The sequence below is a fragment of the Bradyrhizobium sp. USDA 4452 genome (assembly GCF_054063575.1).
Map to the genome: position 1 here is coordinate 876,566 of NZ_JBSSGK010000001.1, position 20,744 is coordinate 897,309.

The 20,744-nt window shown below is 64.2% G+C and carries 18 protein-coding genes and 1 tRNA gene; 7 read left to right on the forward strand and 12 right to left on the reverse strand.

Annotation, left to right across the window (positions count from 1 at the left end; all coding sequences use genetic code 11):
* Positions 1 to 110: 110 nt before the first annotated feature.
* Positions 111 to 980, reverse strand: a complete 870-nt coding sequence (locus tag ACVISU_RS04505; RefSeq protein WP_456706137.1) for a LysR substrate-binding domain-containing protein — start codon at positions 978 to 980, stop codon at positions 111 to 113.
* A gap of 93 nt (positions 981 to 1,073) precedes the next feature.
* Between ACVISU_RS04505 and ACVISU_RS04510 the strand changes: the two genes are divergently transcribed.
* From ACVISU_RS04510 to ACVISU_RS04525, 4 genes are all read left to right on the forward strand, one after another.
* The gene (locus ACVISU_RS04510) at positions 1,074 to 1,988 is read left to right on the forward strand and encodes a DMT family transporter (protein WP_456706138.1); all 915 of its coding nucleotides are present in this window, start codon (positions 1,074 to 1,076) and stop codon (positions 1,986 to 1,988) included.
* An 83-nt stretch (positions 1,989 to 2,071) separates the two neighbouring features.
* On the forward strand, positions 2,072 to 2,752 hold the full coding sequence (locus tag ACVISU_RS04515; RefSeq protein ID WP_456706139.1) for a site-2 protease family protein: 681 nt from the start codon (positions 2,072 to 2,074) through the stop codon (positions 2,750 to 2,752).
* Positions 2,753 to 2,853: 101 nt separating this feature from the next.
* The gene (locus ACVISU_RS04520; RefSeq protein ID WP_456710753.1) at positions 2,854 to 3,261 is read left to right on the forward strand and encodes a hypothetical protein; all 408 of its coding nucleotides are present in this window, start codon (positions 2,854 to 2,856) and stop codon (positions 3,259 to 3,261) included.
* A gap of 190 nt (positions 3,262 to 3,451) precedes the next feature.
* Complete coding sequence (locus ACVISU_RS04525; protein WP_456706140.1) at positions 3,452 to 4,672, forward strand: ABC transporter substrate-binding protein; 1,221 nt, start codon at positions 3,452 to 3,454, stop codon at positions 4,670 to 4,672.
* A 283-nt stretch (positions 4,673 to 4,955) separates the two neighbouring features.
* Here ACVISU_RS04525 and ACVISU_RS04530 read toward each other — a convergent pair whose 3' ends face one another.
* From ACVISU_RS04530 to ACVISU_RS04560, 7 genes are all read right to left on the reverse strand, one after another.
* Entirely contained in the window at positions 4,956 to 5,753 is a 798-nt protein-coding gene (locus ACVISU_RS04530) for a cell envelope integrity protein TolA (RefSeq protein WP_050404727.1), read from the reverse strand.
* Positions 5,754 to 5,765: 12 nt separating this feature from the next.
* On the reverse strand, positions 5,766 to 6,230 hold the full coding sequence (exbD, locus tag ACVISU_RS04535; protein WP_456706141.1) for a TonB system transport protein ExbD: 465 nt from the start codon (positions 6,228 to 6,230) through the stop codon (positions 5,766 to 5,768).
* A gap of 3 nt (positions 6,231 to 6,233) precedes the next feature.
* Positions 6,234 to 7,265, reverse strand: a complete 1,032-nt coding sequence (gene exbB, locus ACVISU_RS04540; protein ID WP_456706142.1) for a tonB-system energizer ExbB — start codon at positions 7,263 to 7,265, stop codon at positions 6,234 to 6,236.
* Between the two features lie 3 nt (positions 7,266 to 7,268).
* On the reverse strand, positions 7,269 to 7,958 hold the full coding sequence (locus ACVISU_RS04545) for a Fe2+-dependent dioxygenase (RefSeq protein ID WP_050404729.1): 690 nt from the start codon (positions 7,956 to 7,958) through the stop codon (positions 7,269 to 7,271).
* Between the two features lie 18 nt (positions 7,959 to 7,976).
* Complete coding sequence (locus ACVISU_RS04550; protein ID WP_456706143.1) at positions 7,977 to 10,541, reverse strand: TonB-dependent receptor; 2,565 nt, start codon at positions 10,539 to 10,541, stop codon at positions 7,977 to 7,979.
* A gap of 226 nt (positions 10,542 to 10,767) precedes the next feature.
* Positions 10,768 to 11,007 carry a hypothetical protein gene (locus ACVISU_RS04555; protein ID WP_028344615.1) on the reverse strand — a complete coding sequence of 80 codons (240 nt, stop codon included), beginning with the start codon at positions 11,005 to 11,007 and terminating at the stop codon, positions 10,768 to 10,770.
* A gap of 123 nt (positions 11,008 to 11,130) precedes the next feature.
* Positions 11,131 to 11,592, reverse strand: coding sequence for a MarR family winged helix-turn-helix transcriptional regulator (locus ACVISU_RS04560; RefSeq protein ID WP_456706144.1), 462 nt, complete (start codon positions 11,590 to 11,592; stop codon positions 11,131 to 11,133).
* A gap of 183 nt (positions 11,593 to 11,775) precedes the next feature.
* Here ACVISU_RS04560 and ACVISU_RS04565 point away from each other — a divergent pair, with 183 nt between their 5' ends.
* From ACVISU_RS04565 to ACVISU_RS04575, 3 genes are all read left to right on the forward strand, one after another.
* Positions 11,776 to 12,945, forward strand: coding sequence for an efflux RND transporter periplasmic adaptor subunit (locus tag ACVISU_RS04565; RefSeq protein WP_050404731.1), 1,170 nt, complete (start codon positions 11,776 to 11,778; stop codon positions 12,943 to 12,945).
* Positions 12,942 to 16,088 (forward strand): multidrug efflux RND transporter permease subunit, encoded by a 3,147-nt coding sequence (locus tag ACVISU_RS04570; protein WP_456706145.1) that lies wholly within the window; start codon positions 12,942 to 12,944, stop codon positions 16,086 to 16,088. The genes ACVISU_RS04565 and ACVISU_RS04570 overlap by 4 nt, the downstream gene beginning before the upstream one ends.
* A 106-nt stretch (positions 16,089 to 16,194) precedes the next feature.
* Positions 16,195 to 16,731: an invasion associated locus B family protein gene (locus ACVISU_RS04575; RefSeq protein ID WP_456710754.1), complete on the forward strand. Its 537-nt coding sequence runs from the start codon at positions 16,195 to 16,197 to the stop codon at positions 16,729 to 16,731.
* A 197-nt stretch (positions 16,732 to 16,928) separates the two neighbouring features.
* On the opposite strand, the gene ACVISU_RS04580 is transcribed toward ACVISU_RS04575, so the two are convergent.
* The 4 genes from ACVISU_RS04580 to ACVISU_RS04595 form a co-directional block, all read right to left on the reverse strand.
* Positions 16,929 to 17,336 (reverse strand): GNAT family N-acetyltransferase, encoded by a 408-nt coding sequence (locus tag ACVISU_RS04580; RefSeq protein ID WP_050404733.1) that lies wholly within the window; start codon positions 17,334 to 17,336, stop codon positions 16,929 to 16,931.
* A 146-nt stretch (positions 17,337 to 17,482) separates the two neighbouring features.
* A tRNA-Gln gene (locus ACVISU_RS04585) sits at positions 17,483 to 17,556 on the reverse strand.
* A 188-nt stretch (positions 17,557 to 17,744) separates the two neighbouring features.
* Positions 17,745 to 17,957: a hypothetical protein gene (locus tag ACVISU_RS04590; RefSeq protein WP_456706146.1), complete on the reverse strand. Its 213-nt coding sequence runs from the start codon at positions 17,955 to 17,957 to the stop codon at positions 17,745 to 17,747.
* Between the two features lie 158 nt (positions 17,958 to 18,115).
* On the reverse strand, positions 18,116 to 20,593 hold the full coding sequence (locus ACVISU_RS04595) for a penicillin-binding protein 1A (protein ID WP_456706147.1): 2,478 nt from the start codon (positions 20,591 to 20,593) through the stop codon (positions 18,116 to 18,118).
* Positions 20,594 to 20,744 lie beyond the last annotated feature (151 nt).

Sequence of the window (20,744 nt, forward strand, 5' to 3'; positions counted from 1 at the left end):
CTCTATCGATAGACCGTAACCCCTCACCCGATTTGCTACGCAAATCGACCTCTCCCAAGGGAGAGGTGAACTTTCGACGCCGTTCCAGCTGCGCCTAATCTCATCAGGTCTTAGCTCCCCCGCCTGACCGGCTGCCGCAGCGCCGCGACGAGATGATCCGCAAGCAATGACGCCGCGCGCGACAGATTTTGCGCGCGATGCAGACGGATTTCGGCGCGCGGCAACCGCGGCATGCCCTCGCGTGCGGTCAGGCGCCGCAAGGTCGGCGGAAAGGTGCCGGACTTCACCACCGTCACGGCAAGCCCCTGGGCTGCGATCGCCTCGACCGCAGACAGGCTGTGGCTGACGAAGGCGAGCCGCCACGGCCGGCCGGCTTCGTCCAGCGCCTGCATCGCCCAGCTCCGGAACAGGCAGCCCTGCGGATAGAGCGCGACCGGCAGCGGATCGAGCGCTTCGACACGATGCGCGGCGCTCGCGGCCCACACCGCCTGCTCGGTGCGCAGCAACTCGTCCTCGCCGCGTCCTTCCGGGTGCATCGCGATCACGAGATCATAGGCTTCGCCGAGCCGGTCCGTCATCGACGATGTAAGCCCGGTCTCCATCTCGACATGGATCAGCGGATAGTTGGCGATGAAGTCCTTGAGCAGTGGCGGGACGATCAATGTTCCGTAATCGTCCATCACGCCGAGGCGAACCCGCCCGTCGGTGCCATGCGCGCGCACCCGGCCGACCGCCTCCGCGTTGAGGCTCAGGATGCGGCGGGCGTATCCGAGCAACCCCTCGCCGGCCGCGCTCAGGTCGACACTGGACGTGCTGCGGTGAAACAGCTCGGCCTGCAGCCGCTCCTCCAGCCGCTTCACCTGCATGCTGATGGCCGACTGGGTCCGGTTCAGCGCCAAGGCCGCGCGGGTGAAGGAGCGATGGTCTGCCACCGCGACGAACGCTTGCAGCAGATCCGGGTCGAGGATGGGCGCACTCATAACGATCCGTGATTTTGTGGATCAAAACTATTCGATATCATGATTATGTCCCTTTCCCTAGATTGCGCAAGCAAAACAAGGGGATCGAGGCGGATGAGCGAAATCTGGGGGGTATTGGCGGCGGTGCTGTCGAGCGCGATCGGCGGAACGTCGATCGGGGCGACGCGGTTTCTGGTCAACGCCATCGATCCGCTGGCGATCGGCGCGTTCCGCTTCGGCATCGGCGTCCTGCTGCTGCTGCCGCTGGCCCTGCTGCAGCGCCGGAGCTGGCCGCCGCGGCGCGACTGGCCTGGCGTGGCCGGCCTCGGCCTGCTGTTCTTTGCGGCGTTTCCGATCCTGTTCAACGCCTCGCTGATCTTCACGACCGCCGCGCGCGGCGCGCTTGCGCTGTCGACGCTGCCGCTGCTGACGCTGCTGGTCGGCGCGGCGCTGGGCGCCGAGCCGCTCACCGCGCGCAAGACCACCGGCGTCCTGGTCACGATCCTGGGGGTCTCGATGGCGCTGCTCTCCGGCCTCGCTACGGCGCCGCCGGGCGCCTGGCGCGGGGATCTGTTGATGGTCGCGGCCGCGCTGTGCATGGCCCTCTATAGCATCTGGTCGAAGCCCTATATCCGCCGCTCCGGCCCGATCCCCTTCACCACGCTCGCCATGGCCGCCGGGGCCGTGGTGCTCATTGTGGCCTCGCTGCTGCGCGGCAGCTTTGCGCCGGTTGCGGATTTCGGTGCGCCGCAATGGTTCGGCGCGACCTATCTCGGCGCCATCGGCGCCGCGCTCACCTTCTATCTCTGGGCCTTCGCGCTGGAGCGGACGACGCCGACCCGGGTCGCGATCTCGGTCACCGTCAATCCGATCGCGGCATCGCTGGTCGGCGCGGTGCTGCTCGATGAGCCCTTGAGCTGGAATCTGATGGCCGGCATCGTCACGGTGTTCGCAGGGATCTGGATCGCGACGATCCAGCCGCGCCGGGCGCACGCGCCCGGCAACATGGTCGCACCGGATACGCGCTGACCCGCGCCCACTCGCCAGCAAAGCCGTCAGCGAATCCGTGCTAGCCTGACCTCAGGTCCCAAGCGAACCCGAGGCGGCAGGCATTGAATATTTCCCTCTATGACGTCTCCGTCTGGGTGCTGCCGCTCATCATCGCCATCACCTTCCACGAAGCCGCGCACGGCTTCATCGCGCACCGGCTCGGCGACGACACCGCCTGGAAGCTCGGCCGCGTCAGTTTCAACCCACTGAAGCATATCGATCCGTTCGGCACGCTGATCCTGCCCGCGATGCTGCTGTTCGCGCATTCGCCGTTCCTGTTCGGCTACGCCAAGCCGGTGCCGGTGAACTTCCGCAACCTCAACCATCCCAAGCTCGACATGGTGTGGGTGGCGCTGGCCGGCCCGGTCACCAACATCATTCTGGCGACCGCAGCGGCGCTGGCATTCCACGCACTGCCATTGGTTCCGGCCGATGCGGCGCAATGGGCCGCGGATAATCTGAAAAACGCTTTCCTGATCAACATCGTGCTCGCGATCTTCAACATGATGCCGATTCCGCCGCTGGACGGCGGAAGGGTCGCGGTCGGGCTGTTGCCGCGGCCACTGGCAATCCCGCTCGCCCGGCTGGAGCCCTACGGCATGCTGATCCTGATCGGACTGTTGATCCTGCTGCCCGTGATTGGCAGGCAAATCGGCCTAAATCTCGATGTTATTTCAATGATACTGCGAACTCTGACCGGATATGTTGGGAATGCCCTTCTCCTCCTCACCGGAAACACATAGCTTTTGATCTGGCGCATGATCTGACCGGAAATCGATGCCACTTTCCGGGTCATGGGCAAGGACGGGAACGCTTCGAGGCCATGGTGATCAAAGCTGCCGATATGCTGATTGCGCGACGCGCCGACACCCGCGCGCGGGCTGACTTTGCGACCTGGAAGATGATGGCCAAGTTGAACGGCGCCTCCGCCCTGCCGCCTGAAGCGCAGAATTTCCTCGCCATCTACAAGAAACTACTGGAGCAGATGAGCGACGCCGAAGCCGGCGAGGCGACGATCCAGGAGATGTACCGCACCTACTATGCGGAGATGGGCGGCGCCGGCAAAGCACCCGAGGTTCCGGCGCGCACGCGCGAGCCCGCCGCCGACACCGGCAACGTCACCGCGTTCCGCCGCCTGCCCGCCAAGAAGACCGCCGCCTCCGCTTCGAACGCCAGGCGTCCGATGCCGGTGGCGCTGATCTTCGCCTGCCTCGTCGTGGTCTACGTCGCGATTCGGTACTACTGGAAATAGCGCGGCCGGCGCTCCGAGCACTTCCGCTTTCATCACCGGCGCGTGCCGCGGCATCCCGTCGCGCGTCACTGCCTGCGCAATCACCGCACCGTGGAATTTCGCGCGCGATCGCTCGTGGCTGTGCCCTAGGCGATGCGCCCGGTGCCGGGCATAATGAGAACTCAAGAACAAAAATCATACTGGAGGAAAGATGAAGCGTTCCATTGCAGCTTTGGTGATGACCACGAGCCTCGTGTTTGCCGGCAGCGCGTCGGCGCAGACGACGGACAAGGTCGCCAAGGTCGGCGCTCTCGGCGACCAGTCCGGTCTCTACCAGGACATCGGCGGACCCGGCTCGACCGTGGCAGCGCAGATGGCGATCGAGGATTCCGGGCTGCTGGCGAAGGGCTGGAAGATCGACCTGATCTCGGCCGATCACCAGAACAAGCCCGACGTCGCGGTCAACATCGGCAAGCAGTGGATCGATGTCGAGAAGGTCGACGTGTTCGTCGATCTCGCAGCTTCCAATGTCGGGCTTGCGATCGCGAACCTCGCCAAGGAGAAGAACGTCGTCAACCTGAACTCCGGCTCGGCCTCGTCCGACCTCACCGGCGCGCAATGCTCGCCAAACACGGTACACTGGGTCTACGACACCTACATGCTCGCCAACGGCACCGGCAAGGCGCTGGTCAAGTCCGGCGGCGACAGCTGGTTCTTCCTCACTGCAGACTACGCGTTCGGCCAGGCGCTCGAGCGCGATACGTCGGCGGTCGTCACCGCGAATGGCGGCAAGGTGCTCGGCAGCGTCAAGCATCCGCTGAACAACGCAGACTTCTCGTCCTTCCTGCTGCAGGCGCAAAGCTCGAAGGCCAAGATCGTCGGTCTTGCCAATGCCGGCGGCGACACTACCAACGCGATCAAGCAGGCGGCCGAATTCGGTATCGTCTCGGGCGGCCAGCGGCTTGCGGGCATGCTGCTGTTCATTACCGATATCAACGCGCTCGGCCTCAACGTCGCGCAGGGCCTGAACTTCACCGAGACATTCTACTGGGACATGAACGACCAGACCCGCGCCTTCACCAAGCGCTTCATGGAGCGGTTCAAGAAGAACCCGCCGACCATGGTGCAGGCCGGCGTCTACTCGTCGCTGATCCACTATTTCAAGGCGCTGGAAGCGCTCGGCGGCAATCCGCATGACGGCCGCGCCGTCGTCGCCAAGATGAAGGAGTTGCCGACCGACGATCCCTTGTTCGGCAAGGGCTCGATCCGCGTCGACGGCCGCAAGATCCACCCCGCCTACCTGTTCGAGGTGAAGAAGCCGTCGGAGTCGAAGTATCCGTGGGACTATTACAAGCTGGTTGCGACCATCCCCGCGGATGAAGCCTTCCTGCCGCTCGAGAAGAGCGCCTGCCCGCTGGTGAAGAAGAGCTGATGGCGTCATTCGGAGCTCGCCAACGGGGCCGCGCAAAGCGCGGCCCGATGATTTCGACGCTTGCGGCCAAACTCGCGGTGTCATCCCCGCGAAAGCGGGTGATCCAGTATTACAGAGACAGCAGTGCTGGAATCGAGAAGCCGCGGCGTACTGGATCGTCCGGTCCATGTGCGCAATTGCGCACAGGCCGGGCGATGACAGCGAGGATGGGGACGCAGCTTCATGTTCTCGCGACATGAAGCGTCCGCGTTCTGCCTTTCGAATTGCGTGCGTCGCGCGCTCGCTACTTCTTCGGCTTGTTGAAGGTGACGGGAAGCGTGAAGGAGAACTGGTCCTCGGTCAGTCCGGCCGGCGGCGCGGGCACCGGATCGGAACGGTGCACCATCGAGACCGCGGCGTCGTCGAACGCAGCATCTCCCGACGTTTCCATCACGGCGACCGACAGGACCTTGCCGAGACGGTTGAGCACCAAAGCGAGCTTCACCTTGCCCTCCTTGGCCTTGACGTTCTCAGGGAATTTCTTGTGCAGGTCGAGATAGGCGCTGATCTTCTTGCCCCATTTGGCCGTCAGCGCGAACTTGTCCTTGCCGATGCCCGGATTGGGCGCCTTGGTCGTATCCGACTGACGCGTCGCGTCGTCCAGCTTGGTCGGCGACTGGTCCTGGTGCTTCTCGGCGGCCTCGCTCGTCTCGGTCTGAACCTTGGCGACCTGAGCGTCCTCCTCCTTCGGCTTCTTGCTGTTGTCTTCCGTGACGATGCGATCGGCGTCCTCGGTCTCGGTCGGCTTGGCCTGCGGAAGGTCGGTCTCCTTGACCTCCGCCTTCTGCTGGGTCATTTCCGGCGAAGCTTCCTGTGCGCGGTCCTCCGGTCCAGGGGGTGCCGGGTTATCCTCGTCGGTTGCTGAGGCAAGCTCGACGGCGTACTCCGCGCCGGCGGCACCAAGCCCTTCATCGCCGTCGTCGCCGCGCAAATTTGTCAGCGCCAGCGCCGCGCCGCCGAGATGCAGTCCGACCGCCGTCACCGCGGCGATCACCCAGAGCCGCTTCGACGTCCGCAGATCAAGATCGGGGTTGGTGGACATCGCGCTTCGCCGTCAGGGTTTGGCCGGTTCGACCTGCGCCGGTGCGGGCGCTCCGGGAACGCCCTCGAGCGTCACCAGCTTGACATGGGTGTAGCCGCCGGCGCGCAACAGCTCCATTACGCCCATCAGCTCGCCATAGGGTACCATGCGATCGGCGCGCAGGAACACGTATTTGTCCCTGGTCATGTCAGGTACCGCATCGAGCGAATTGATCAGGTCGGCGCGCTTCACCGCGTTCTCGCCGATCGCCAGCGTGAGGTCCGGCTTGATGCTGAGATAGGTCGGCTTGTCCGGCTTCTTCTGCGGCGTTGCGCTCGAGGTCGGCAGATCGATCGGCAGGTCGACGGTCGAGAGCGGCGCCGCCACCATGAAGATGATCAGCAGCACCAGCATCACATCGATGAACGGCGTCACGTTGATCTCGTGGGATTCCGCGAAATCGTCGTCGCCGTCGTTCTCGGAGATCGAGACTGCCATCGCCTACTCCGCCGCTGCGGCCCGCGGATGCGCGGTGCGCGGAATCTCGCCGGGAATGCTGCCATGGGTGCGATCGAGATCGCGCGACAACAGGCGCCCCGCCGCGCCCGAAGCACGGTTGACGAGTTCGAGATAGACCTTCGTGACGCGCGAGAAGTGGTTGTAGATGATCACCGCCGGGATCGCCGCGACGAGGCCGATCGCGGTTGCGAGCAGCGCTTCCGCGATGCCCGGCGCGACCACGGCGAGATTCGTGGTCTGCGACTTCGAGATGCCGATGAAGCTGTTCATGATGCCCCAGACGGTGCCGAACAGGCCGACGAAGGGCGACGTCGCGCCGATAGTCGCGAGCAGGCCCATGCCGACGCGGATCTTGCGGGCTTCGGCGCGCACGATTTCGGCGAAGCTCGATGCCGCGCGCTCCTTGATGCCAGCATCGCTGGAGATGCCCGCCGAAAGCCGTCCCTCGCGCATCGCAGCCGCAATGAACGACGACAGCACGCTGCCCTTGGCGCCGAGTGCGAACTGCGCCTCCGCCAGCGAGCGCGATTCAGCGATTTTGGCGAGCGCGCCGCGCAGCTTGCTCTGCGCCACGGTCAATTCGACCATCTTGGCGATGAACACCGTCCAGGTCACGAGCGATGCGAAGGCGAGACCGAGCATCACCGCCTTCACGATGATGTCCGCGTTCAGGAACATGTTCCACGGCGACAATTCGTGCAGGCCGGTCGAGGTCGACTTCAGCACCTTGGCATCACCGTTCGCGGGCACGGCCGGCGACGCATCGAGTGCCGTCGGTGCCGGCGCCGCCGCGGCAGGCGCCGCCGCGGCCTGGGCTTGCGGTGCCGCGGGCGCGGTCGGGGCAGCCGGAGCGGCGGCCGGCGATTGAGCCACGGGTGCGGACTGGGCCCGGGTTACCGGCGCGGGCTGCGCGGCAGGCGCCGTTTGCTGCTGCGCCGAAGACGGCGCGGCCAGCATCAGCATCGCCAGCGAGGCGATCAGGGCGGATGCAGCGGGGAACTTGAATGTCATCATCAGTTACACTTCAGCCCAGTGACGGATCAGGTTGTGATAAATCCCGGTCAATTTGACCGTTTCAGGGTCATCGCGGCCCAGCCGCTCCACCAGAGCCTGGATCGCAGTATCGAGATCGAAGATCAGGCTGCGCGCGTGGGCATCCCGTACCATGCTCTGGAGCCAGAAAAAAGACGCTACCCGGGTCCCCCGCGTGACCGGCGTGACCAGATGCAGGCTGGACGCAGGATAAACCACGAGATCGCCTGCCGGCAGCTTGATTTCGTGGGATCCGTAGAGGTCCTCGATGACGAGCTCGCCGCCATCATAGTCTTCCGGCTCCGATAAAAACAGCGTGACCGAAAGATCGGTGCGGATCCGCATGCCCGTCAGCCGGTCGCCCCGCACCGCATTGTCGACGTGCAGGCCAAAATGGTGCCCGTCGCTTGCGGCATAGCGGTTGAACAAGGGCGGAAAGATTTGAAGCGGGATCGCCGCCGAGATGAACCGCGGGCTCGCCGACAGCGCCGACAGGATCCGGTTGCCGAGCAGCCTGGCGACCTCGCTGTCGGGCGGCAGCTGCTGGTTGCGCTTGACCATCGCGGACGCAGCCCCCGCGGTCGAGCGGCCGTCCTCCCAATCGCTGGCATCCATGATGCGGCGGAAGTCCGCCACATCAGCCTTGCTCAGTACGTTGGGAATACAGACCAGCATCTCGTGCCGCAAAGCCTCTCAGTAACGCGCAGACACAACCAGGTAGGCGGCGCGTCCCGGCGCCTCCAGCACGAACGGTGCTGCGCTCTGATACAGCGCGTCGTAGTAGCGTTTGTCGAAGATGTTGTTGACGAACAGCTTCATGGTCCAGTGCTTGTCGATCTTGGCCTCGGCAAAGGCGTCGAAGCGCCAGTAGCTCGGGATCGACGTGCCCTGGTTGGCCGCGAGGAACGTGCCGCCGTACATCCTGGAGCGATACACCGCTTGCCCGCCGATCTCCCACATGTCGGTCAGCTGGTATTTCGAGAGCATGCTGAACGACTGATGCGCCACGTTGGCGAGCGGCAAGCCAACGTTCGAAGTGTACAGAATCGTGTTGGCTGGCGGAATATTCGATTTGGTCACCTCCGACTGCATCAACACGAGGCCGCCGAACACGCTCCACTTGTCAGTGATCTTGCCGCCTACTCCGAGATCGATGCCGCGGATGCGATAGGCCGCGCCAGCGCTAATGCAGGAGACGGTGCCGGTCGTGCCGGCCGGATAGGGACATGCGGCGGTTGCAGTCGCCGCGGTGACGTTCATCGATTCGCGCGCGTTCTCCTTCTCGGTCTGGAACAGCGCCGCCGTAACCAGCAAATGACGATCGAACAACTCCCACTTGGTGCCGACTTCAATCGCCTTGTTTTTCTCCGGCCCGAAGATCTGGTTTGGATTGCCGTTGAGAACCGGCGCGATGCCGCCATACTGAATGCTCGTGCCGTCAAACTCCGCGCCGACGGGGTTGGATGACGTGGCATAAGCGGCATAGACGCTCCCGTTCGGCAACGGCTTGAGCGTCAAGCCGAGGTTGAAGTTCGGCATGCCGTAGTCTTGCTGTTGCTGACCGAAGACGTTCGCGACACCATTGACCGTACCGTAGCCGCTGGTCTTGATGGTGTAGTCGTCATAGCGGACGCCGCCGTTCAGGATGACAAAGTCGTTGTAGTTGGCGGAATCCATCACGTATCCGCTCACAGTGTCGATACTGATCTTGGTTGGCCTGCCGTTGAGGCTCGCGCTGTTCGTAAACGGGATGTTGGTGTATTGCGGGTTGAAGACGCTGACGCCGGAGAGCGAGCCACTTCCCGTGAAAGACGATGGACCGGTGGTTATTTCGGAGGCAAGGCCGGTGAAGCTGTCGATCGAAGACCGCTCGTTGTCGTATTCGACGCCCGCTGTCGTCGTATGTTTGAAGCCGAGCCCATCGACCGACTTGTAGGTCGCCTCGGTCTGGTTGGCGAACACGTCGGTAACCTGGAAGCGGCTCTGCGGGTTGGCGCTCAGCGTGTAGGCGGTGAACGGCGCACCTGCGGCCAGCGTCGGCGATTCCGGCAGCGTGCCGATGTATTTCTGGGTCGAACGCGATTCACGGATCTTGTTGCTGAGCATGAGGTCCGGCGTGACCTGCACCTCGGCATTGATGGTGCCGATGTCCTGCCCGGTCCGGAAGAAGTCCCGGTTGACGAAGCCGTAGAAATTGTTGCGGTTGACGCCGAAGTCCGGGAACGGGCCGCCGGCCGTGCTCGCGGTGCTCGGCCGATAGTACGGCACGCCGAAGTCCGGGATGCCGGTCAGTTCGGTATGGATGTAGTTGCCGCTGATCTTCACCGCATCGACCGGCTTCCAGGTCGCAGCGACGAAACCGCCATCGCGATTGTCGGTGACATAGCTGCGGCCGGCGACGCCCGCATCCTGGAACAGGCCGCCGGCGCGGATCGCCAGCGTCGGGCTGATCACCTGGTTGACATCGAGCGTCACCCGCTTGGTGCGATCGGTGCCGAACGAGGTGTCCATGTTGTAGAAGCTGTTCTCGGTCGTCGCCTGCTTGGTGACGATGTTGATCGCGCCGCCGGTGGTGCCGCGGCCTGCAAAGGACGAGCCCGGGCCGCGCAGGATCTCGACCTGCTCGGTGAAGAAGTTCTCGCGGACGCTCACGCCGGCGTCGCGCACGCCGTCGATGAAGATGTCGTTCCGCGCATCGAAGCCGCGGATGAAGAAGCGATCGCCGAACGCGTTGCCGCCCTCGCCGGTGCCGAGCGTGACGCCGGCCGTCGACAGGATCGCCGATTTCAGCGAGGTGGCATTCTTGTCCTCGAGCACGTCCTTGGTCAGCACCGTGACCGACTTCGGCGTGTTCAGGATCGGCTCGGGATATTTGCCGGAGGCCTGCAAACGGTCGCCCTTGTACGGCGCGGCCGGATCGGCGTAGCGGTCGCGATCAGCGGGAAGACCGCCGGCATTCGGAAACGGCACCGGCGCTTGCTGGGCCTGCTGACTGCTGCGGCGCGCGGCGCGGCGCAGCGCGTTGCGGGCGCGGACCTGGTCCGACGTGGGCTTTGACGTGACGGGCCGCGGACGCGCAACCGGGGCATCCACATTCACCGGCGGCAGGCTGGACTGCTGCGCTTCAGCTCCCGAAAACGACGCCACCGCGATCAGGCTCGCGACGGCGGAGACCTTCGTGGCGGAATAACCCGTATCATCAGCCGACCCCATCGCCGCATCGAAGCGCAGCGATCTCGGCGCCTTCACATTGCTCATGTCTTGCACGCCCCCAGAAAAGCAAGTCCGCGCGCGAAATCACCATGCGACGAACTGTCCCTTTCGGTTATCGAGCGCGACCTTTTTTATCAATGCGACGAGCGCCACAGTTGGCTTGAATCGCCCCAATTCAAAGCGATTCTAATCTGTGCTTTGAAATCGTTCTAAACTCTAGTTTTTAAGCGTTCTAATAATGGTTCTAAATCGGCGCCAACGGCATCTGCAATCATTCGGCGCTTGGCGGCTTCATCAGTGAGAACAGCTCGTCGATGGTCCGCTGCGCGACCTGCCGGACGCGGTCGCTGTTCTCGAGGCCGGCGATATTGACGCCGTTGACGACCGCTTTGATCTCGTCGCGGAAGTCGGTGAGAAAGCGCAGCGGGTCACGCTGCTCGTTGGCGACGCGCGCGATCAATCCCGTGACCAGTATCTGGCAAGCCATCATGCGCCCGTTCAACTCGTCCATCGCTGCCCTCATCCTCTCGCATCGTCGCTGCGCGATATGAACGACATCCGGCGCCGTTTCAACCGCGTCGCGCGAACCGCATCAGATGAACGGATGGAGAGCAGATCCGCGACGAGCCGCGCGCTATTTCGCGGCGATGTGTTCCGCCTCTTCGCCGAGCGCCTTGATGCGATCCTTGACCTCGCGCAGCGTGGCAAGGCCGCTTTCGACATGCTCGTCGGAGACGTCGCGCAGCACGTCGCCGGCGATCGCATCGCGCAGACTGTCAAGATCGTCGACGAGGCGGCGCCCGGTCCTGGTCAGGAACAGACGATTGGCGCGGCGATCCCTGGGATCGGGGCGCCGTTCGAGCAAGCCGTGCTCGACGAGCCGGTCAAGCAGCCGCACCAGCGAGATCGGCTGCAGCTCGAGAACGTCGGCAAGATCGACCTGGGACAGGCCCTCCTGCTCTCGCAGCCGGAACAACACGATCCACTGCGCGCGCGTAGTGCCTCGCGCCTTGGCGCGATGATCGATATAGTTGCGCAACAGCCGGGAACTCTCGACGAGCTGCGCAATGAACTGGCGTTTGAGATCGAGCGACATTAGGGGTCCTCGGTGCGTTTCCCAGTCGGAATATTTCTGCTCGTTTCTGACCTAAACCTTTCCAAATGTTTAGGATTCTCAAGCCTTGGTGTGTTTACACATTAAGTGCACGCATATTATATCCGCAAGCTCTGTGAACCGTTTCGATCACCCTTTATTGTTACGTCGAACCCAAGAGTCCGCATGTCAAAGTCACGCACCATCGGTTGGGTTTTAGTGATCGCTGCGGTCGGCGCCGCCGGCTATTTCGGCTGGCAAAAATACTCCGACAACAAGCTGGCAGCCGAAGCCGCGCAGAAGCGTTCCGCCCAGCGCCCGGCCGTCCCGGTCAAGATCTCGCCGGTCGAGAAGGCCGACTTCCCGGTGTACCTGACCGGACTCGGCACGGTGCAGGCGTTCAACACCGTCCAGGTCCGCACCCGGGTCGATGGCCAGATCACCAGGATCGCGTTCAAGGAAGGCCAGTTCGTCAAGGCGGGCGACACGCTGGTTGAGATCGATCCGCGGCCCTATCAGGCGACGCTCGACCAAGCCAAGGCCAAGAAGGCCCAGGACGAAGCCAACCTCGCCAACGCCAACCTCGACCTGCAGCGCTATACCAAGCTCGGCGAGTTCGCGACGCGCCAGCAGCTCGACACCCAGCGCTCCACCGTGGCCCAGCTCACGGCCCAGATCTCCGCCGACGACGCTGCGATCTTCAACGCCCAGACCCAGGTCGACTACGCCACCGTGAAGGCTCCGATCGACGGCATTGTTGGCCTGCGGCTGGTCGATATCGGCAACATCGTCAACGCCTCGGCCCAGACCGGCATCGTGACGATCACCCAGATCGAGCCGATCACCGTGATCTTCACCGCTCCGGAAGACCAGCTGCCCGACATCAAGGCGGCGCTGGCGGTGGCGCCGCCCAAGACCATCGCCCTGACCACCGACGGCAAAAAGTTGCTCTCCACCGGAACCCTGGCGCTGATCAACAATCAGGTCGACACGACGAGCGGGACTGTCCGGCTGAAGGCGGTGTTTGATAACAAGGACCATGCACTATGGCCGGGCCAGTCGGTCTCGACCCGGCTTCTGGTCAAAACGCTGAAGGATGCCACCGTCGTCCCGGACGACGCGGTGCAACATGGCACCGAAGGCCTCTACGCGTATTCAGTCAATCAGGAGAACAAGGCCGAGCTTCGCAAGCTCAAGGTCAGCCAGTCGATCGACGGCAAGTCGGTGATCGAGGATGGCCTGTCGCCAGGACAGCAGGTGATCACCGCGGGCCAGTACAAGGTCTCGCCGGGAACCCTGGTGACGACGGCGGTGGCGAGCTCGGACCAGTCCCAGTCGAAGGTCACGCAGGAATGAGCGACGGAATTTCCGCACCATTCATTCGCTTCCCGATCGGCACCTCGCTTCTGATGGCGGGTATCCTGTTCGTCGGCCTCGTCGCCTACCCTCTGCTGCCGGTCGCGCCGCTGCCGCAAGTCGACTTCCCGACCATCCAGATCACCGCGACGCTGCCGGGCGGCAGCCCGGAGACCATGGCGAGTTCGGTCGCCCAGCCGCTGGAGCGCCAGTTCGCGCAGATCCCCGGCATCGCGCAGATGACCTCGACGAGCTATCTGGGCACCGCGTCGGTCACGATCCAGTTCGACCTCAACCGCTCGATCGACGGCGCCGCCAACGACGTGCAGGCCGCCATCAACGCCGCCAGCGGCCAATTGCCGAAGAACCTCCCCTCGCCGCCGACCTATCGCAAGGTCAATCCGGCGGACGCGCCGATCATGCTACTGTCGGCAACGTCAGACACGCTGCCGCTGACCACGGTGAGCGATTCCGTCGACGCCCAGCTCGCCCAGCAGATCAGCCAGATTTCCGGCGTCGCGCAGGTCATCATCGGCGGCCAGCAGAAGCCATCGGTCCGCGTCCAGATCGATCCCGCCAAGCTGGTCGCGAAGGGCCTGTCGCTGGAGGACGTCCGCGCCGCGATCAACATCGCAACCGTCGACAGCCCGAAGGGCAATATCGACGGCGCCACCCGTGCCTACACCATCTATGCCAACGACCAGCTGCTGACGGCGGATCCGTGGAACGACGTTATCATCGCCTACCGCAACGGCGGGCCGCTGCGCATCCGTGACATCGGCCAGGCGGTTACCGGACCTGAGGACGCGAAGCAGGCGGCCTGGGCCAACGGCAAGCGCGGCGTGTTCCTCGTCGTCTTCAAGCAGCCCGGCGCCAACGTCATCGACACCGTCGACAAGATCAAGGCGGCGCTGCCCCGGTTGGTCGCGGCGATCCCGCCGGCGGTCAAGATCGAGGTCATCTCCGACCGCACCACCACGATCCGCGCCGCGGTGGAGGACGTTCAATTCACCCTGCTCCTGACCATCTTCCTGGTCGTGATGGTGATCTTTGTCTTCCTGCGCAGCTTCTGGGCCACCGTCATCCCGGCGGTGACCGTGCCACTGGCGTTGCTGGGCGCCTGTGCGCTGATGTGGGTGTTCGGCTACACGCTCGACAATCTGTCGCTGATGGCGCTGACGATCGCGGTCGGCTTCGTGGTCGACGACGCCATTGTGATGCTGGAGAACATCAGCCGCTACATCGAGGAAGGCGAGAGGCCGATGGCCGCCGCCTTCAAGGGCTCCAAGGAAATCGGCTTCACCATCGTCTCGATCAGCATCTCGCTGGTCGCGGTGCTGATCCCGCTGCTGCTGATGGGCGGCATCATCGGCCGCCTGTTCCGCGAATTCGCGGTCGTGCTGGCGATGACCATCTTCGTCTCGATGTTCGTGTCGCTGACGCTGACCCCGATGATGGCCTCGCGCTTCCTGCGCGCCCACAATGAGGAGCGGCACGGTCGTCTCTACAAGCTCAGCGAGCGGGGCTTCGACGCCATGCTGCGCGGCTATCAGAGCGGGCTCGACCTCGCGCTGCGCTGGAAGTTCACGACCCTGATGATCTTCTTCGCGACGCTGGCGCTGTCGGTCTACATGTTCGTCATCATCCCGAAGGGCTTCTTCCCGCAGCAGGACGTCGGCCTGATCACCGCGACCTCGGAAGCCAATCAGGATATTTCGTTCGCCCAAATGAAGGGGAAGCAGGAAGAGCTCAGCAAGATCGTCATGCAGGACCCCGGCGTGGCGACGGTGGCGATGGCGATCGGCGGCAGCGGCCGGGCCGGCAACAACGGCAACATGTTCATCACGCTCAAGCCGCTGAAAGAGCGCGATGCCAACGCGCAGCAGATCATCGCCCGCCTGCGGCCGAAGCTGGAGAAGGTGCTCGGTGCCCGGCTGTTCATGCAGGCCGCGCAGGACGTTCGCCTCGGCGGCCGCCCGACCCGCACCCAGTTCGAGTTCACGCTGCAGGATGCCGACCTGTCCGAGCTGAACCAGTGGGCGCCGAAGATACTCTCCAAGATGCAGACGCTGCCGCAGCTGCGCGACGTCGCGACCGACCAGCAGACCAACGGCACCACGGTCGAGCTGAAGATCAACCGCGACACCGCCTCGCGCTACGGCATCCAGCCGCAGCTGATCGACGACACCCTCTATGACGCGTTCGGCCAGCGCCAGGTGACGCAGTACTTCACCCAGCTCAACAGCTACCACGTCATCCTCGAGGTGCTGCCGGAGCTGCAGGGCTCGGTCGACACGCTGAACAACATCTACATCAAGTCGCCGCTGACCGGCGAACAGGTGCCGCTGTCGACCTTTGCGAAGTGGACCACCGTGCCGGTGCGGCCGCTGTCGATCAGCCACCAGGGCCAGTTCCCGGCGATCACCATCTCGTTCAACCTGGCGCAGGGTGTCGCGCTCGGTCAGGCGACGGACGCGGTGCAGAAGGCGATGATCGACCTCGGCGCGCCGCCGACCCTGAGCTCGAGCTTCCAGGGCACTGCGCAGGCGTTCCAGCAATCGCTGTCGACCGTGCCGTTGCTGATCCTAGCGGCGCTCGTGGTCGTCTACCTCATCCTCGGGATTCTCTACGAGAGCTACATCCACCCGATCACGATTCTGTCGACGCTGCCCTCGGCCGGCGTCGGCGCGCTGGCGATCCTGATGGCCGCGGGCTTCGACTTCTCGCTGATCGCGCTGATCGGCATCATTCTCCTGATCGGCATCGTGAAGAAGAACGGCATCATGATGGTCGACTTCGCGATCGCCGCCGAGCGCGACCAGCACATGGAGCCGGTGGCGGCGATCCGCCAGGCCGCCCTGCTCCGCTTCCGCCCGATCATGATGACGACGATGGCCGCGATGCTCGGCGGCGTGCCGCTGATGCTCGGCACCGGCACCGGCTCCGAGATCCGCCAGCCGCTCGGCTACGCGATGGTCGGCGGCCTGATCGTCAGCCAGGCGCTGACGTTGTTCACAACGCCCGTGGTCTATCTCTATCTCGACCGACTCTCCAACGCGTTTGCGAACTGGGGCCGCTCACCGCGCGCCGACCACGACGCCGACGATGGCGAGGACGGATCGGTCAAGCAGGCCGCCGAGTGACTTGACTTTTGCCTGCATACCGGCACACCCGAAAGATGTTCATTTCGGAGCCGGTGCCGTGAAGATTGTCGCAAAGTCGCTTTTCGTCCTGTTCACCGTGTTCGGCATGACCGGTCTTGGCATTGGTCTTGGCATCGGTCCTGGCCACGCACAGACCCCCAAGGCCAAGAATGCGCCGGCGCCAGCTCCGGCGGCTGCGCCCGCCACGCCTCAAGGCGAGGCCGCATCCCCCAACAACACCGGCTGGGTCGCACGCTGCACCAGCGCGAGCCGCGACGCACCGCTCGAATGCGCGATGGAGCAGACCGCGGTTCTCACCAAGACCGGCCAGCTCATCGTGCTGGTCAATATCCGCGTCCCCGGTGACACCCGCACGCCGGTGGCGCTGATCCAGCTTCCGCTCGGGCTGAACCTGCCGGTCGGCGCCAAGCTGCAGGTCGACGACGGCAAGGCCGTCGATGTGCCGATCCAGACCTGCGAGGCGCGCGGCTGCTATATCAATGCGCCGATCGCGCCCGACGTGCTGACGCAGCTCAAATCGGGCAAGCAGCTCAAGGTGTCGTTCCAGAACCTCGGCAAGGAGACCATCTCGATCCCGATGCCGCTCGCCGACTTCGCCACGGTGTACGACAAGATCAAGTAGCCGGCCGTCCGCTGAACAATGACGACTCTCATCGAACGAGGCTGATTGCCTGCCGTCTTAGGGGCGCATTGCCAAATATCGAAAAACAACCCCATGCAAAGGAGCCGGCGGACAAGGCGGCGGTATTATTCTACTATTCCGAAGCCATGGAGACGCCCCCTCGCCCGAGCGCGATCGCAGATGGCCTTTGCGGACCACTAGCGTTCCCGCTTGTAGAGGAACGCGTTGTCCGGCTGCGGCATGCCGATCGATTTGTAGAACCCGACCGAGTCCGGTGCCGCCAGCAGCAGGCACATCGATTCCGGTCCCGCATGCCGCCGCGTTTCCGCGATCAGGCGCTTGCCGATGCCATGGCCCTGATAGAAGCGATCGACCGCGAGATCGGACAGATAGCAGCAATAGGCGAAATCGGTCAGCGCGCGCGAGACGCCGACCAGTTTTCCAGCCTTCCGCGCCGTCACGATCAGATTGGCATTGGCGATCATGCGCCCCATCCGGTCGGCATCCGCGAGCGGACGCCGCTCGCCGAGGCCCGATTGGCGCAGCACATCAATGAACTCGTCGACGCCGATCGACGACTCGCGGGCATAGAGAATTTCGTCCATCAGCTTGAACCTCCGTCGCAACATCGGGGCGGCCGAGACCGCAGGCGCGAGACCATGGTGGATTACGCCGGGCTGATCCAGCCTCGAAGCCGCCTGCGCGCAATCTCAGAACATTTCGGATGATGGTCCTGCCGTCGAGGCAAGATTGGCTGGGGAACCTGGATTCGAACCAAGACAAACAGAGTCAGAGTCTGTTGTGCTACCGTTACACCATTCCCCAAGATCAGTCCGTGGTATCAACAGCTTAGCTGGATGACTGGACATCTCGGTGCAGCGGGTTCGCCTGCCAAGTCAGCGCCCGCGCGAGTGCGACCTTCTACCCGCTTGCTCCCACGCTTGGCAAGCATTGATGGCGTGGAATAGGCGTGAAAATCGCGGCAAGGACGGCGATCAGCGTCGCGGGAGGAGCTACATTGCGGCGAGCAGTTCAAGCAGTACGCCAAGCAACACTTCGGGGCACGCTGCAAGCAGGGCTCCAACGCCAAATCCTACGGTGCCGAGCGCGACGGCACCAATCCAGCCGTGCCACCCCCATCCAAGGACCGCGCCCATCAGGGTTGCCGCCCCAACCACAACAACGGTCCAGATCAGCCGTATTACGACAAGCAACGCCTTGACCATCGCGATCCGCGGCTCGGCGCGCCCGGACGCGAAGGGAACGCCTCGTTGCAGGGGCTCTCCGGTCGAGCACTCTATTGTGGGTCGGCGCCGCGCGCGGCGCGTTCAACCACGGCGGCGAAGCGCCGCACCACCCAACGGGACTGTCTTGCACTTCGGCGTCAATACAGCCCGCCCGTCCCCGACCGCATCACGGCGCGATCCGCGTCCGGCGAGATGCCCTGCTGGGTCCCGTCGATCACATCGGTGCCGGCGACCAGCGTCGGATCATAGTACGGCGGCGCCTGGCCCGGCTTGAAGGCCTCGAGCACGACGCCCCTGTTCTGACCGGGCGTCGCGCGCAGGCCGGTCTTGGCATCGACCAGCACCAGGCGGATGCCGACCGGCTGCTTGAACGGGGTGGCGGGCTTGTCGGCCAGCGCGAGTTTCAGGAAGTCGCGCGCGATCGGCGCCGCGGTGTGGCCGGCCTGCGCGTTGCGGCCGAGCGAGCGCGGCTTGTCGTAGCCGACATAGAGACCGACCACGAGGTCCGGCGAGAAGCCGACGAACCAGAGATCCTTGGCCTCGTTCGAGGTGCCGGTCTTGCCGGCGAGCGGCTTGCCGACCTCCTTCAGCGCGGTGCCGGTGCCGGCCTGGATCACGCCCTCCATCAGCGAGGTGATCTGGTAGGCGGTCATCGCGTCGAGCACTCTTTCGCGGCGGTCGACGAGCTGCGGCTCGGGCTGGTTCTTCCAGCCTTCCGGCGCGTCGCAGCCGCGGCATTCGCGCTGGTCGTGCCTGAAGATGGTGTGGCCGTAGCGGTCCTGGATGCGGTCGATCAGGGTCGGCTTCACGCGGACGCCGCCATTGGCGATCATCGAATAGGCCGTGGCCATCCGCATCACCGTGGTCTCGCCGGCGCCGAGCGCATAGGCGAGATAGTTCGGCAGCTCGTCATAGACGCCGAAGCGCTTGGCATACTCGCCGATCACAGGCATGCCGATCTCCTGAGCCAGCCGCACGGTCACGGTGTTGAGCGACAGGCGCAGCGCGTTGCGCAGCGTGACCTGGCCCTGATACTTGCCGGTGGAGAAGTTCTCCGGCCGCCAGATGTTGCCCTGCCCCTGGTCGATCTCGATCGGCCCGTCGATCATCACGGTCGAGCCGGTGTAGCCATTGTCGAGCGCGGTCGAATAGACGATCGGCTTGAAGGTCGAGCCGGGCTGCCGATAGGCCTGCGTCGCGCGGTTGAACTGGCTCTGGTCGAACGAGAAGCCGCCGACCATCGCGAGCACGCGCCCGGTGTGCGGATCCATCGCCACCATCGCGCCCGACAGTTCGGGGATCTGGCGCAACCGGTACTGGCCCTCGACGGCCTTGCCGTCCTTGAACAGCGGATCGGCGTAGATCACGTCACCGGGCTGCAGCACCTGCGAGACCGCGGTCGGCGTCTTGCCCTTGGTCCTGGCCCAGCGCACGCCGTCCATCGTGATGATGCCGGTCTCGCGCTGCTTGCTGACGGCGCCGCCGAGCTCGCGGCCGGGCTGGAAGCCGATCCGCGCCGACTGGTCGTTGCTCTCCAGCACCACCGCCATCCGCCACGGCGAGATGTCCGAGAGCGATTTGATCTCGGCGAGCGGGACGCCCCAGTCGCTGGTGAGGTCGAGCTTCTGGATTGCGCCGCGATAGCCCTGTTGCTCGTCATAGTTCACGAGCCCTGCCACCATGGCCTTGCGCGCCATCACCTGGACCTTGGGATCGAGCGTGGTGCGCACCGACAGGCCGCCCTCATAGAGCTTCTTCTCGCCATAGCGCTCGAAGATGTCGCGGCGGACCTCTTCGGAGAAATATTCGCCGGCGAAGGTGTGCGCGCCGTTGCTGCGGTTGGTGACGGTCAGCGGCTCCTTGCGCGCCTTGTCGGCGTCGGCAGCGGTGATCCAGCCGTTCTCCTGCAGACGGTCGATCACGTAGTTGCGCCGCTCGATGGCGCGCGCACGGTTGCGCACCGGATGCAGGCTGGCCGGCATTTTCGGCAGCGCCGCCAGATAGGCCGCTTCCGAGACCGTCAGTTCATTGACGGACTTGTCGAAATACACCAGCGAGGCCGCCGCGATGCCGTAGGCACCGAGGCCGAGATAGATTTCGTTGAGATAGAGCTCGAGGATCTTGTCCTTGGAGTAGGCCCGCTCGATTCGCATCGCCAGCAGGGCTTCCTTGATCTTGCGGGTGAACGACACCTCGTTGGTCAGAAGGAAGTTCTTGGCGACCTGCTGGGTGATCGTGGAAGCACCCTGCGGACGGCGGTTGGAACCGAAGTTCTGGATGTAGGAGACGCCGGCGCGCGCCATGCCGGTGTAGTCGACGCCGCCGTGCTCGTAGAAATTCTTGTCCTCGGCCGCGAGGAAAGCGTTGATCACGAGCTTCGGCACGGCCTGGATCGGCAGATAGAGCCGGCGCTCCTTGGCGAATTCGCCCAGCAGCGATCCGTCGGCCGCGTGCACGCGGGTCATCACCGGCGGCTCGTAGTTCTGGAGCTGCGAATAGTCGGGCAGGTCCTTGGAAAAATGCCAGAACAGCCCTGCGACCGCGGCGAGGCCAGCCAGGAACAGGATGGTTCCTGCGGTGAACAGGAACCCGAAGAACCGCAACAGAAATTTCATCGACCAGATTTTCCGTGGCGAATACGTCGCTCGTTCTGAGGGCGCTGCGTGCCACTTAGGCCGCCCGGTATATCGGTCACACCATGGACCTGCAATTCAACACAGCAGAATTAAAGCGCGCCAGGCGCCAAACTTATGCCATAGAGCCCGG